The organism is Peribacillus sp. NPDC097295, from assembly GCF_044761665.1.
GTDB lineage: Bacteria > Bacillota > Bacilli > Bacillales > DSM-1321 > Peribacillus.
Genome location: NZ_JBIWCW010000007.1, coordinates 116,493 through 130,936, shown reverse-complemented (window position 1 = coordinate 130,936; position 14,444 = coordinate 116,493). Strand labels below are relative to the sequence as shown.

The 14,444-nt window shown below is 40.6% G+C and carries 11 protein-coding genes; 2 read left to right on the top strand and 9 right to left on the bottom strand.

Going from position 1 to position 14,444, the window contains the following annotated elements; genetic code table 11:
* Nucleotides 1-89: 89 nt before the first annotated feature.
* On the bottom strand, nucleotides 90-380 hold the full coding sequence (locus ACIQXN_RS14070; protein ID WP_402967482.1) for a DUF3817 domain-containing protein: 291 nt from the start codon (nucleotides 378-380) through the stop codon (nucleotides 90-92).
* 291 nt (nucleotides 381-671) lie between these two features.
* Here ACIQXN_RS14070 and ACIQXN_RS14065 point away from each other — a divergent pair, with 291 nt between their 5' ends.
* Nucleotides 672-1,469: a peptidoglycan-binding protein gene (locus tag ACIQXN_RS14065; RefSeq protein ID WP_402967479.1), complete on the top strand. Its 798-nt coding sequence runs from the start codon at nucleotides 672-674 to the stop codon at nucleotides 1,467-1,469.
* An 81-nt stretch (nucleotides 1,470-1,550) separates the two neighbouring features.
* Here ACIQXN_RS14065 and ACIQXN_RS14060 read toward each other — a convergent pair whose 3' ends face one another.
* The 7 genes from ACIQXN_RS14060 to ACIQXN_RS14030 form a co-directional block, all read right to left on the bottom strand.
* Entirely contained in the window at nucleotides 1,551-5,885 is a 4,335-nt protein-coding gene (locus tag ACIQXN_RS14060; RefSeq protein ID WP_402967476.1) for an endonuclease, read from the bottom strand.
* A 76-nt stretch (nucleotides 5,886-5,961) separates the two neighbouring features.
* The gene (locus ACIQXN_RS14055) at nucleotides 5,962-8,766 is read right to left on the bottom strand and encodes a bifunctional metallophosphatase/5'-nucleotidase (protein WP_402967473.1); all 2,805 of its coding nucleotides are present in this window, start codon (nucleotides 8,764-8,766) and stop codon (nucleotides 5,962-5,964) included.
* A 769-nt stretch (nucleotides 8,767-9,535) separates the two neighbouring features.
* Nucleotides 9,536-9,916: a DUF1648 domain-containing protein gene (locus tag ACIQXN_RS14050; protein WP_402967470.1), complete on the bottom strand. Its 381-nt coding sequence runs from the start codon at nucleotides 9,914-9,916 to the stop codon at nucleotides 9,536-9,538.
* Nucleotides 9,917-9,918: 2 nt separating this feature from the next.
* Nucleotides 9,919-10,434, bottom strand: a complete 516-nt coding sequence (locus ACIQXN_RS14045; RefSeq protein WP_402967467.1) for a hypothetical protein — start codon at nucleotides 10,432-10,434, stop codon at nucleotides 9,919-9,921.
* Nucleotides 10,435-10,456: 22 nt separating this feature from the next.
* A complete protein-coding gene (locus tag ACIQXN_RS14040) occupies nucleotides 10,457-10,918 on the bottom strand; it encodes a VOC family protein (RefSeq protein WP_402967464.1) in 462 nt (153 codons plus the stop codon).
* Nucleotides 10,919-10,931: 13 nt separating this feature from the next.
* Nucleotides 10,932-11,552, bottom strand: a complete 621-nt coding sequence (locus ACIQXN_RS14035; protein ID WP_402967461.1) for a class I SAM-dependent methyltransferase — start codon at nucleotides 11,550-11,552, stop codon at nucleotides 10,932-10,934.
* Between the two features lie 392 nt (nucleotides 11,553-11,944).
* Complete coding sequence (locus ACIQXN_RS14030) at nucleotides 11,945-12,109, bottom strand: hypothetical protein (RefSeq protein ID WP_402967458.1); 165 nt, start codon at nucleotides 12,107-12,109, stop codon at nucleotides 11,945-11,947.
* A gap of 301 nt (nucleotides 12,110-12,410) precedes the next feature.
* Here ACIQXN_RS14030 and ACIQXN_RS14025 point away from each other — a divergent pair, with 301 nt between their 5' ends.
* Nucleotides 12,411-12,662: a hypothetical protein gene (locus ACIQXN_RS14025; RefSeq protein ID WP_402967455.1), complete on the top strand. Its 252-nt coding sequence runs from the start codon at nucleotides 12,411-12,413 to the stop codon at nucleotides 12,660-12,662.
* 227 nt (nucleotides 12,663-12,889) lie between these two features.
* On the opposite strand, the gene ACIQXN_RS14020 is transcribed toward ACIQXN_RS14025, so the two are convergent.
* Nucleotides 12,890-14,444 (bottom strand): SH3 domain-containing protein (locus ACIQXN_RS14020; RefSeq protein WP_402967452.1); only part of this gene is annotated, 1,555 nt, incomplete at its 5' end.

Genomic DNA, 14,444 nt, shown 5'->3' with positions numbered 1-14,444 from the left:
TGCCTATTTATCAGTCTAATGCTTTGTCCTTGATGAATCCAGCTTACACAAAGGGACGCGCCTATTTAATCAGCACGTCCCTTTTGGATTTAAGCTTGTTTCAATACTTTTCGATCGATGACGAAGTTCCCTATTGGAATGAAGGATGCGATGAAGATAAGGGCCATTCTGAAAAAGGACCATTTCATCCTCAAGCCTACATATAATAGTAATAGTCCAAATGCGATGAAAAGCCCTCCATGTATGCTGCCTAATATTCTCGTAATCTCCTCATTACCCATGATGAATTTAGTTGGTAGGCCCACTCCGAGTAATAGAACATAGGAGATTCCTTCTATGATTGTGACGAACCTGAACCAGCCCATGGCTGTAGAAAACATTCGTTTATCCCCCACTCCATTTAAAAGTTTATTTCGCTATCATTATAAGGCACAAATATGAACCCTATATGAACGAACCATTACATTTGAGATCTTGAAAACACATGACAAAAACATACAAATCCCTTACAACAAGGGATTTGTAATCACATCGAACCTCCCCCTTCTCGGATTTACCGTTACATGTATTAACAGTTCTTTAGTCCCTTTGCGGTGTTTTTCCTTCCCCTGCACGTAAGAATCACTATCCAAACGAATTGTATACGTGCAGTTACAACAAGGAGGACAAACATGAAGAAAATTATATGCTTGATCATTACGATTTCGATTTTCATGATGGGAATGGCGATGCCTACTAAAGGTGAAGCTGCCCTGGGAGATCGTACACTATCAAAAGGTACAAGCCATAGTGATGTAAAAGAACTACAAGAATTATTGATGACAAAAGGGGACTATCCCTATTATGAAGCCACCGGTTACTACGGTTCGATTACAAAAGAAGCCGTGAAGGATTTCCAGAAGGAATCGAACCTGAAAGCCGATGGAATAGCTGGCTTACAAACGAATCATAAAATACAAGTTCTTCGCACGGGGGACATCGGTAAGCGTGTGGCCGATTTACAAAAACTATTGAAGGTGTGGGATGTTTACACTTCAACGGTTGATGGCATTTTCGGCAGTGGTACAAAACAAGCCGTCTCTACCTTTCAAAAACAAAAAGGATTGACCGCCGACGGAATTGCCGGGGCAAAAACTATGAGTAAGCTAGAATCGAAAGCCAATTCAGTTAGTAACAGCTCGAAGACATTAACCCTTTCCAGCACAGCTTACACAGCAAGCTGTCAAGGCTGTTCGGGTGTAACGAGAATGGGCGTCGATTTGAAGAAATATGATGATGCAAAAGTGATAGCCGTCGATCCAAAGGTGATTCCTTTAGGTTCTACTGTGGAAGTGGAAGGCTACGGAAAAGCCCTTGCAGTCGATACTGGGGGAGCAATCAAAGGTAATAGAATCGATGTATTCATCGCAAAACAAGCGGATGCCTTAATTTGGGGTAAAAAAGATGTAAAAGTGACGATAATAGATTAATAATCTAGTAGTTTAATAACGACAAAAAAGAGCATGGTAACGAGACATGCTCTTTTTTGTCGTTTACTAGTGTTTTAAGAACTAACTCGCTTTTTTCAGTTCCTTGGCCGGACCCCAAATCTCATTGGCCCAATCAGGATGATCGATGAACGGATTGCGGTTGTGCTGCCATTTTTCATAAATGACATTATTACGTTTGCTCTCAAATTCGTCGACTGGATCGAGTTCATTCCACTTCAAAAGCGTTGATAGCTTTCCATGAAGCGCCTTTGGATACGTATTGACCGTATCGGACATTTCCAAGTCAACCTCACCATTACCTTCATAGCGAACCGCCATATAAAATAACATGCGGGCGACATCGCCTTTAACATTGTTAGGTGGCTCCCATGAATCCGAATCAACCTTACAATCACAGCCGCTATATACCTGTCCTCCATTGTCGAAATCCAGATGTCCTCGTTTACTATTCACCGACACATCTTCTGGGCGAAGGTGATGAAGGTCTGTCCCGGGACCTACGCTTGTCCCAAAATTACCATGGGATTTAGCCCATACATGCTCACGGTTCCACTGTCCTGAATTTCCTCCATTTGAACTTTTCGAAATGGATTTTCCAGAGTACAGCAAGATGACGTTCTTAGAATTCTTAGGATCTTCATCTGCATCCTTTATGCCATCCCATACTTGAGCGTATGTTAACTTTGTCTGACTTTTAATGATGGTGTGTAGCGTAGCTTTCAATTCATTGCCCGTTTTTCCGGACGCTTTCTGATAATATGCTTCAAGAGTCTTTTCCTCTGATACTTTCAGACTGAAACGAGCTATCACTTCTGACGACTTGTCCTTTGCTGTTACAGCGACAAGATAATCTCCGACTTTATCGGTTGGAAGAGTCAACGTGGAGCCAGCTATTGTACCGATTGTAGACGAAAAGGTTAGTGAATCGTTATCAGGATCTTCAAAGTACTCACGTAGATCAAGAGTGACCGTCGAACCCACTTTCACATCTACATTTTTCATTGTTTTTGTTACTATAGGGGCTTTATTTTCCTTAGAAGCGAAAGGAGAAACAATCGCTTCTCCTTTAGCATTCAAAAATTTGATGTTCGTTGTGTCGACACCGTCTTTCGCCGTCCATTTCTGAACATTTTCGGCGCCTCTGATTTCTTTGATATTGTCGTTGTTAATGATGACTTCTTTTACCTCTTCACCACTGAAGTCAATGATTGCACCTGCTTTGGTCGGATCAAGGTTCACTTTGGTATTTTTCAAACCGGAACCCTGCAGTTTTGCCAAGTCACTCTTGATGAAGATGCCCTCTTCGATGGTAGAGTCCCCATCAAGATCAATCAAAACGCTCGGTGACGCAATCGTAAGTTTTTTTGTTTTGAAATTTGATAGATGGTACGTCTTTTCTGGAACGATCGGTTCTCCTGCTCCTGACGCCGTTAAGTCCGTCTGAATCAATACAGGATCATGATCACTTGCCCGTCCATGGGTTTCCATGAAAGAGGAGTTAATATGGACGATGTCCACTTCTGTGGAATCTGCCATATTGTTGGATACAAGAATATGATCGAGTACTTGGGAGTTTCCTTGGTATGTGTAAGAGTAACGTTGTTCAAACGGTACTTCCTCAATCATATTTTTTAATTCCTTACCCTTTAACTCTTTAAGTGGTGCTGAGAATTCAAAATCATTAAAGTCTCCAAGCAGAACAACATGTTCATCAGGATTTTCTTCCTTGATTCCTTTGACAAATTGATTAACAATAGAAGCAATTTGTAACCTTTGAACCTCACTTGATAATACAGGTGGCTGATTTTTCCCGAATAAAGGTTGATCTCCGCCCTTGGAATTGAAATGATTGGCGATGACAACTACACTTTCTCCTTTAAACTCAAATTGAGCAGCCAATGGCTTCCTGCTTGAAGCAAAAGCGGCATTCGTCGGATTGATTCTCCCAGGATTCAAGGTAAGTTTATCACCTTTATAAGCAACAGATTCCGTCGAATTCCCTTTTGTTCCCTTAACTAATTGAACACGGTCTGTATTATACAAAAAGCCTACTCGGATATTTCCACCAGGTGCCCCGCCATCCGCTTTATCTTCTGGCGCAATATCAATATATTGATAGGCTGGTCCGTCTAACTCCTTGATTTTATCGATTACTTTCTGTGCACTTTGATTAGCTTCCGTCGTTCCGCTATCCGTTGCCCCGTCATTATCCTGCATTTCCGTCACGCCGATAATATCCGGAGCTTTTAGATTCGTAATGATGGAATTTGCTATTGTCGATACCTTTGAGTCAGCAGTTTGTGTGGAAAAATTCTCGATATTATAAGATGCGATTGATAGTTTTTCTTCATTTTTTGCTAATGACGTCACTTCCCGAGCTGTTTTTCCATCCTCTAATTTTGGAAGCTGCTTTTTGTCCGTTAGCACCCTATAGTTGCTATAGCCGTAGCTGATGACTCCCGTAACATTACTTTCAAAGTAATCTCCTGTTTTGGCGACAAATGTTTCATCATCCATATCCAATGTGATTCTTTCTGGGTTGTAGTCTTCTTCCGTTGCTTTCACTCCACCTACTGCCGTGGTTGTTTTCATATCTCCCGGAATCACAACCAATTCGCCATAATCTTGGGGTGCCACTACTTTCGGTTGATAGACTTCGACGAGCATTCCTTCTAAACTCTCATAAAAATCGATTCCGTCTTCTGTCGGTTCGAATTTTGTTAATTGATCATCATCTACATTTTCAGAAGGTGGGATGACATCCTCTCCTATGACAATCGGTTTCGGAATGTCTTGAGTGCCATCCTTTTTAATCGTCGTATTGGTCAATTCAGTCGTTGGCAAATCCGTCGTTTTCATTTCAGCGTAGCCTTCGACATACCACTCCACAACTTTACCATCCACCGTGACGGAATCTCCCGCTTTCAACCCATGTGCTTTGTTGTAGACAAGAATTCCTTCTGACGTCGTCAAATCAGTGTCGGGGTTCGGGTCTTGCATGTAAAAGTTATTGGCATCCTTTACATATGTGACGACACCTTTTACGTTAGATACGAGCTCGTTTTCATACGGTGAAAAATGATTCATTCCTTGAATGTCACGAATCTTCAAGTCATTCGTTTTCGTGACGATATAGGAAAATGTGAATACTTCCGATGTTTTGTCATTCACGGCGATTGCCTTGATGACTGTATCTTTCGTTAACGTTATCGGTCCTGTATATAACATGCTTGTAGAGGTCGGAGTAGAACCATCTAACGTATAATGAATCTTGGCATCCTTCCAACCTGTTTCAAGAGACACTTTCGTATTTTCACTGACTGTACCAGGATAAATGTCCGTGTACACAGCCGGTTTGTTCACCAATTCATAGTCTTCAAGCCCTCTTGGCTTAAGCTGATACGCATCATTGAATTGTGACGCTATTCCAGTGACAGAAATGATATCTCCTTCTTTAAAGGTCTTCAGGAAATCATCATAATTTGAACCATTCCGGTTATCATGTCGTACGAGGACAGAATTTCCTTTCTCATCTTGTGCTTTAAATTCGAATGTTCCATATGTGCCCGATGCTGCCAATTCCGTAATGGTCGCCTTTTCAATGGTGACTAGCTCGCCTTGTGTGGCATCATTGATTCCAGCCGCATCGATTCTTTGTGTTTCAGGAAGGGTAATCCCAGAAGAAACAACTTCAAGGGACGTGGGCTGAATTTGTAATTCTTTATTATAAGCAGAGACTTTTCCGATTAAACGAACCTTATCTCCTACCTTCACATCCGTTGTCCATGCAGTACCATACACATAAAGTCCAGCGGTTTGATCTTGGATGTAAAAGCCTTTTCCTCCCCAATAGCCAACTCCTGTCGTAACGATTCCTTCGATTTGCACGACATCTGTGGTATTCGTGCGTGCTTTTGCAAGGGAATCCAGAACCTTCACATCAGGTTGTTCTGGCGGTGTGCCACCATCGCTAATGATTGTATAGTTAGTTGGAGACTTTAAACCAGGAACGCTAAAATAAGCTTCCAGTGAACCGGTAATCGTCACCTGTTTTTGGAGTAGCTCCGGGTGATCCACTAAATTCAAGGCTGCCCGAATAGTAGTACCGTTAGGTAGCTGAACCGGCATAATTTTCGATGGATCCGTTTCATCCTCTCTATCGGCAATTCCTATATTGGTATTCACAGAAAAAGGTGCTCTTTGGACATAGCTTGTACCACTAGAAGCTGTTCCTACGATATATCCTTTCACCGTTTTACCTTTCCCACTATTATTCGCGATGGCTTCCGCTACAGATAAGAACTCTTCCGCTTTTGCGACCGCTGCATATGGTAAAATCGTTGATAAAACTAGCAATACAGCAAAGAAAATCTTGCTTATCCCATTCTTCTTCAAGCACTCAACCCCTCCAGTTTTTATTAAACCTTGGCGATGTTACATGGTCATTGAGTCTGAAATTTCTACCTATCTATTAAAAAATGGTCTCCCCTGTGACTGTGATGCCTGTTAACTTAACGTTTTTCCCACTTAGCTCTGTTGCATCCAAATTTCCTTCCACTATCACATTTGAAAAAGTAAAACTCTCAGGAAGAGTTCCTTCTAAGGTAAGATTTCCTTTGACCACAACATTTTTAAACGAAGAAAGGTTGGTCATATCCAAAGTGGTATCACCCTTGTATATTTTGGTTGGATCCGCCGGTGTCCCTGGTTCAGGATCTGTGGGTGTACCTGGTTCCGGATTTGGTGTAATCCCAGAAACGTCTTTAATACGTCCCTCTATGATTGGATTGACTGTCTTCAACTCGCTTACATAATCCCTTAGGTTCTCCCAATCCGGAAGTCCAATATCCGTCACTCGACCCGCTTCATATGCCTTCGCGAAGACCGTAAAGCCGTCTCCCCCCTTGGCTGTAAAGGCATTGGTGGCTACAATGTATTGCTTGGTTTTATCCAATTCACTATACGTTCCATCTTGGCCTTTCACTTCAACCTTTTGTACGCGTTGACCTGCATCCTTTGTGCTGTCGTAGGTGAACTTCATGCCGGAGACATGTAGGAAACCGCCACTCTCTCTCGGTGCTTGGCTCACGCTATGCTCCAATGCTTGCGTTATTTCCGCACCAGTTAGCTTCATTGTCGCCAGTGTATTGCCAAACGGTAAAACGGTCAGGATATCCCCTAATGTGATGTCACCCTGATCGATTCCAGCACGGATGCCTCCTCCATTTTGGAAGGCTATGACCGTGTCTTTATTAAATTCCTTCGCTTTCGTCAGCATGGCATCGGTGATCAAGTTTCCTAATTCCGTTTCATTTTTGCGGACACTTGGTTTCGTTACGTCGCCTGAATCACGCAGGCTTTCCATTGCCTTCACTGCGGTTGCGCCCGTTTTGGTTTCTTTTACCTTTTTAATCGTCTCAGAGTAAGTTTGCAACATCTTGGCAGCTTCCGTATCATCCTGTTTATCGGCAACCTTGATTAACTGCCCTGCTTGGCCTATGATTTTCCCTTTATGGTCAAATTCCACATCAAGCGTTCCTAAATAATCACTATATTGGTAGCCTTGAACAATGACAGTAGGATCTTTCGATTGTCCTTTATCATCCTTACTTATCACGACTGGGGCATCTAACTGAGTATGGCTATGTCCGCCGACGATTACGTCAATCCCTTTTACTTTAGCCGCCAGTGTTAAATCATTATCATATTCGGCATTGTCGTCATAACCAAGGTGAGAAATGGCGACGATTTTATTCACGCCCATGCCTTCAAAAGCTTTTACCGCTTTTTCTGCTTCTTCCAGATAGTTTTCGAATGCTACACTTCCTGGGCTAGAAATATCTTTCGTTTCCTCTGTCGTCAGTCCAAAGAACCCGACCTTTTCACCGTCCACTTCTTTCACGATGCCATTGTAGATTTTCCCTTTTTCGGGCTCACTTGAATATAGATCCGAGAAAAGACCTTTGAACCTATTGTCTTTGGAAAAATCAACGTTCGAACTGACGAATGGGAAATGGGCACCTTTAATAAAGTCAGCCAATGCTTGGTGTCCTTCTTTGTCTGAGCCTAAATCGAACTCATGGTTTCCGAATGTCATCACGTCATACTTCATTAAGTTCATGAATTGAAGATCAGCTTGTCCTTTGAATTCATTGAAATATAAGGTACCCGAGAAAACATCACCCGCATCGATCAATAGCGCTTTCGGTTTGCTTTCCCTCACTTCCTTAACGGCAGTCACCCGTTTGGCCACGTTATCTAAGTGCGCATGTGTGTCATTTGTATGCATTAAAGATAAGGTAAATTGAAGCCCTTCTTCAGCCTTCAACACCTTTTTATCCGCTACTGCGATTCTTTTTTGGAAAGCCTTTGTATCTGCTTTGTTGATTCCTTTTAGATTAATGGACGCTTTCGCTTTTTTAGCCGCGTCGATTTGAACTCTTGTCTTAAGCTCTTCACTTGCTAGTTTTTCGTAAGCACGTACTTTCTTTTCAACTGCTGCTTTCTTTTCGGCGTAGACTGCCGCTTCGTATTTACTTGTTACTTTTTTTGCGTAAGCATGGATGGCCTTACCGAGTTTGGACGTTTTGCTTACTTTTTTCAATTGACCAGAAACGGCTTCTATCCGTTTAGCAGCCGTTTTCAAATCTCCTTTATCGATCCAATATTCGGCCTTATCGTGGTAGTACGGTACTTTAAGATCTCCGTCCAAGGATTTTTTGGTTCCTTTTGTGAACTTATCGTAGAGAAGCACTTCGATCTTTGCACCGTACACGGTATCTTTAATGTCTTTTTCGGTCTTTTTAACAGCTGAATTCAACGCATTATATTTCTTCTTTACTTCCGTTGGTTTTTGAGCGATGACTGAATTCGTAAGAGACTTCAACTCTTTATCATGGGATGCCTTTGCTTTTTCAGCTTTTTGATAGCCTTTAACATAACCCTCTGCCCGTGTTATGTATTTATCATAGGCTTTAATTTCATTTAGTTTTTCTTCTTTTTGTTTTTTTGGTAACGTTGATTTTTTTATAGAGGTGATTATGTCTTTTTTAGCCTGTTTGGCCGCTTTGATTTGTTTCTTGATGATGGATACAGAAGCGAGTTTAGAAGAGTGGAAGTATGTGTCGAACGGTTTTTTGATGGTGACCTTGGCTATCTTGATTTTACTGTTTAAGCTAGTTGTTGCTGCATCCGTTGGTACCGGAGCCACTGCGACGATTGTTGATGCAGCCAGTACGGTTGCTGATGCAAACTGAATCATTTTCTTTTTCCCCATTAAAGTAAAGCCTCCCTTTTTCTATACTGACATAATATCATTGGCATACCACCCAATAAACTATCTCAGCTCAAATATCTTAAACTTCATACAAATCGACCTATGTCTTTGCCCCTATCGATATGTGTACAACCTATAATACAACAATATAATCCAAATTAAAAACAGATAATTGGTTATTTTACAAAATATTCATAAAATTAACGATAAACTCATTTTATAACTAATTCCAATTACCCATTCTCAAGTAAAATAAGTAATTTTATAGTGCAATAGTAATAAAATTAAACTGAATCCACGTAATTCTTTGAATTACGCTATAGCTTCGAGCACAAACCGAGGTAGAAGGCGAGTTACCGCGCCGACCTCTCACACTGCCTTACGTATTGTTCCGTTTTACAGCGGTTCGAAAGTTCTATAAAACCATATGAATCCTTGCTCCAACCAATATTGGTTGGACAGGGCCCTATTTCGAACTGGATTGTTTGAGTTTTGCAATATCTCTTTCGGGAGTTAGCATGCATTCTTCGAGGAAATGCCTATCTTCTTTAGGTATCTATATTAAGTTCGAGTCTCTTCCATCTTTTCCACCGGTGTACACAGGAATTGCCTCGAGCTTCCTTCAGATTCCATGTCATCGTGAACACCCTCGCTTTCGGCTAATAATTCGCATATCTGGGCGTCATAACGGACTTTCATCATCTAGTAAATGAACATGCCTGGCACACAAAAAAGGCCATCCTTCACAATGAAGAATAACCCTTTGATCTTATAAAGCTGCTTCAATAATTCGCCAGTTAGCGAGGACCAGAACAATGACGATGGCATTTTTGATGGCATTTACAATTGTCCGATTATACTTCAATTCCTTCTCTTTATTTTTACTTTTATAGATTCGTAAGTTGATGTTATCAGGAAACTTTTCAACCAGACTAAACACACCAAACGCTACTAGTCCTATTAAAGGTAGCCCTAATATGCTTTTCTTATCTCCCCATTGGGAAGCCACCCCAGATGAATCGAAACTCATGGGAATGCTATCTGGAAGGACAGACCACTTGAAACATATGTAGATAAAAATAACGATAAGTAGAATCAAGGAAGCAAGATCTAAAGAACGCTCGATTGCAGTTCTTTTATTCGTGACCATAATTAATCCACCTTTACCTTTAGCATAGTCAATTCCTTTGCCAAGATGGAACTGCGAAATTTCTTTTGACGAAGGAACTCTTTTATCTCATCCAACGTTTGATAGGAAAGCCTGATGTGATAGTAATTGATATGTTCTATAATGGCGAACGCATAAAGAAAGGCGAACCAATAATGACCAGCCGGAAACTTTATGATTTGATAGACCAAAACGAGTGCCCCTATCACGATCAGAACAAAATTGATCTTTTTAAACAACAGAAACATGCGTAGTTGAGTATATGGCAACTGGACGTACTTCTTTTGTTTAGCTTGTTTCCATTTCAAGAACCAAAAGAGGCTCCCTTGAAGCAAAATGAATTCCAGTAATACGAATGCATATATAGGTGGAAATGAAGTTAAGTAGGTTATCCATATCTGTTGCTGAATGTATAACAGCCACATAACGGCAAAAAGGATGGTAGCCGTTAACTCACCTGTAAATAAATGAAATAGCTTTCGATTCGCCTTTTTTTGCATCGAACTCCCCTTTCACAAAAATTTACTTGTTAGATGCGTTCCACTCCTCTAATGACATCATTTTAAACTGTTCTTCGAAATTCAATCGCAGTGGCGCAATGAATTCCAAGGAATTACCATCGGGATCTTTAAAATAGATGGCAGCGTGAGCTTGTGGATTATTGTCTAGAACCAAAGGTTGCCTTTCTGGTGGAAAGTCTTCAAAAGAAGTAACCACTTCGATCCCTTTTTCAGTTAACCACTCTTTCGCTTTTTGGATATCCTCTAAGGAAACGTGGAAAGCGATATGTCTTAATGCTGGGTGATAAGGAGTTTTCACCGTATCCGATTCCCAAAGACCTAGCCAGCTCTTTCCTTCCTCTATCCAGAAGAATGTGACCCTTGAGCTCCTATATGCGACTTTTAATTCCAGCTTCTCATAAAATTCGATGGAATTTGCAAGATTACTGACAGGTAAATGTGCTTCATACAGTCCCTTTATCATTGCAGTCCCTCCTTTATCCCCGCTTATTAAGTATGATTTTTCTATACATTCCATTCCACATAATGGGTTGATCTTCTTCCACTTTCAAACGTTTCTCATGCTCACGGAACAAATCTTCAAACCGTAAGCCGATATCTGTTCCTAACACTTGAATCAGAGGTCGGAGCAACTTTTTAAGTAATGAAAGCTTTTCATTTTTAGAGATAAATTTATCAAAGATTATGATTTTTCCTTCAGGTTTTAAAACTCGAGTCATTTCCTGCAAGCATTTATCTGCTTCAGGAACAACGGAAAGAATTAAACTCCCCACTATATAGTCATACGATCCATCGTTAAAATCCAATTGTTGTGCATCCATTTCCATAAATTTAATAGAGGAATTTCCATATTTCTCTTTAGCCTTTTTAAGCATATCCGGGGAAAGGTCTATTGCGGTTATATCTAAATTAGAGTGCTTGATTAACTTCAAATCGGCACCCGTCCCAATACCGACAAACAGAATCTTGTCTTTATTATTGAATGTGATAGATTCAAACACATGTTTTCTAGCACGCAAAAAAATACCTGAATTGAAAATCTTGTCGTAAATCCGGGACCCTATCTTATATATAACTCTATTCCAAGAATTATTCATAAACATCCTCTCTCCAGCTATTTCTACATACTTACTTCTCTACAGAATAAAATAATCCTTCTAAAATAGTTCTCTTTCAACAACCATACTCTAATTCTTATGGTTCTGAAAAACCCAGGGCAAACATTATAAGAAGACAATACATAGTTAAAACAATGAAAAATAACCCATTAGAAATGCAACTAAGTACGATAATCCCTACTTGTTTTGTCCGTATAGCTAAAAATATGGCTACTAAAAATCCTAGATCAATGATCCATAACAATCCTATGTACACTTTGTCAGCTTAAACCACTGATTTTAGTGAAAGAAGTAAGATGACCGGTAGCATCAGTGAAACAGCTGCCATTTTATTCTTTGCTTTCACATTTTCCACGATACCCACCAACCTTTCATTTTTGTGCCTTACGTTTATTTCCGGTAATAATTGCTGCAAAGATCAAAAATATAATGGCAAGAAGATTTCCTAGCAAACCTTGTTTTAATACAACTGAAATGATCAAATTTGATCCCACTGCCAATACGATAAACAGAAGTGTATAGCGACTTAACCTCATAGTTATGGCCCTCCTATAACAGTAGCAATAATGTTAAACATCACAGGAAATAGGTAATCCCTGAATTTCCAATGGAACGATATCAAATAAAACATTAATGATAAATACAGTTATGAATCCTAAGACTGATTTCAGTCAAATAAATCTCCCCGTCTCTTTTCATAACACTTCAGAAACCATTCATTAATTCTATTAAATCAGTGAACCCTGAGCCTTTTGTTGAAATACCATGACAAATTGATAAGCTAACTTGTCCGTTAAAGCATTAACTATATAAACCAATAGAAAAGAGGTGAAGTAAATGTCTGATTCTGTGAGCATTCCTAGACCTCCAGATGTAGTGACTATTCTATGGGCAAGAAATCCTTTAAAGCCTCACTCATCACGTACAATTGTAGAAGCCACCGTCATTGGAAGTGCTGAACCCTGCAAGCTATCAACAGGTAAGTGCTACCGGAAGGCTGAAAATTGTCTACTATCGAATGATTTTGTAAGGGTTTCGAATACCTGTTTGGGAGTTTTCGGTGTTTCCGTCTTCGTCCGTGAATTCTAGTATATTTTTTTAGAGAGACGATATTGGACTGAAGGTGGAAATGTAAAAGGTTCAGGCCAAGCATTATAGCCTGAACCTTTTACTACTTAATAATACTGAAGAATTTTGTCGAAAAATCGATTTAATGGCAATTTCCGAAGATAAAATTGCCTTTTCGTAGATAAATGTTGAAATACGCTATATAACGTGAAAACCACATGATGTAGCTTCATGTGGTTTTCTTGTTTTTATTTATATTTAGGAATATCCATATTTAGATTATAGGAATCTAACAAACTATATAGATTATAAATCTGTTTGACTTGTTTCAAGGCCCAACCGATATCTGTTGCATATTGATGGGTTGCATATCCATAACTCGTTGCGGCTGCGGGGTTCCATCTCATTTTATATAAGGTATCCTGCCCGGTGGAGATATACCCTTTGGCGATGAATTCTGCACCGCCGATGATCGCCGCCTCCGGAGTGAACCAACCTGCATTATAGGCATATTGCGCGCCGCTGCTTACTGCCGTTCCGTCATAAGCACCGATTCCGTACATATTATAGACCGTCTTTCCGTTCACCTTAACGCCTGTTGCTAATGGTGAAGTCCCTTTGCCGGTTTCCAATAATGCATGGGAGATAAGATAAATATCATTTACCCCATATTTATCCCCTGCCGTCATGAAGGTTGCTGCTTGTCCTTCTAAGATGCCTTTGCCGGATAGGATTCTACTATTCACTTCAGCCGCATTCAGGTTAGCACTTTGAGAGAGTTTAACAAACTGGAACGTGTTCACCGGATCACCCAAGAAATTATCTGGATTCAGATGATATTTCACATCTGTTGGACTGGCATTGACCCAGGTCTTATTGATATCGACCTCGTACCAGTAATATCCGTCAGAGCCTTTCACTTTCGATTTGATTGTAAGAGACTGATTATTGCTGACCGAGCCGACTACCCAGTTATCCGGACCGGCGCCTCCCCTTACTCGCCAGCCTGAACCATTGACCGTACCTTTAGTGGAAGAGGTCAAAATAATGCCGTCCTCACGTATATAAGTTTGGTAGCTTTTATCTGTTTGTGCATCGGCGGCCATCTGCATATCTACCATCATATCGATCGTCAAGTTATACTCGTTATAATTCTTAATGATCGTTCCTGTTGCATTACCCGGAGTTTCTGCAGCCGTGTCCACTAAATATTGTGAGTTCACAAAGCCTGTCTTCCCATTGGCAGAAACTCTTGACCAACCATCAGATTCAGCATACACGGTGACCGCTGTATTATTGGCAAGCATCCCAACGATGGAGGCAGAAGCTGAAGCAGCCGATCGTATATTCAAATTAGATCCATCATTCACTTTCACAAATTTAATGAGCGTGTTTTCTTCAATTGGAGGAGTAGGTTCTGGCTTTTCCTCTTTCGCATTTGGTTTGACCGTTGAAAGATACTGGGAATTAACATAGCCTTCCCCACCATATACCTCGATAAGTGACCAACCATCCTCTTCAGAAAGAACTGTAACCTCTACACCCTTCGCCAATTTCACAATGATGGAGGCGGTCTCTGTCGCTTGTTTTCGCATGTTAAGGGAACCTGAGCTAACGTTCACATATTTTGTAACTTTGACAGGAGTCACCGTTTCCGTTGCTGGCTTTGTTGTCGAAAGATATTTCGTATTCACATATCCTTCCTTGTTGTTCGCTTTGATTTTTGCCCAGCCCTTGGACTCTGAATATACTGTTACCTTCGTGCCTTTCGTTAGCTCCGTTACGATGCTGGCAGTCGCCGAA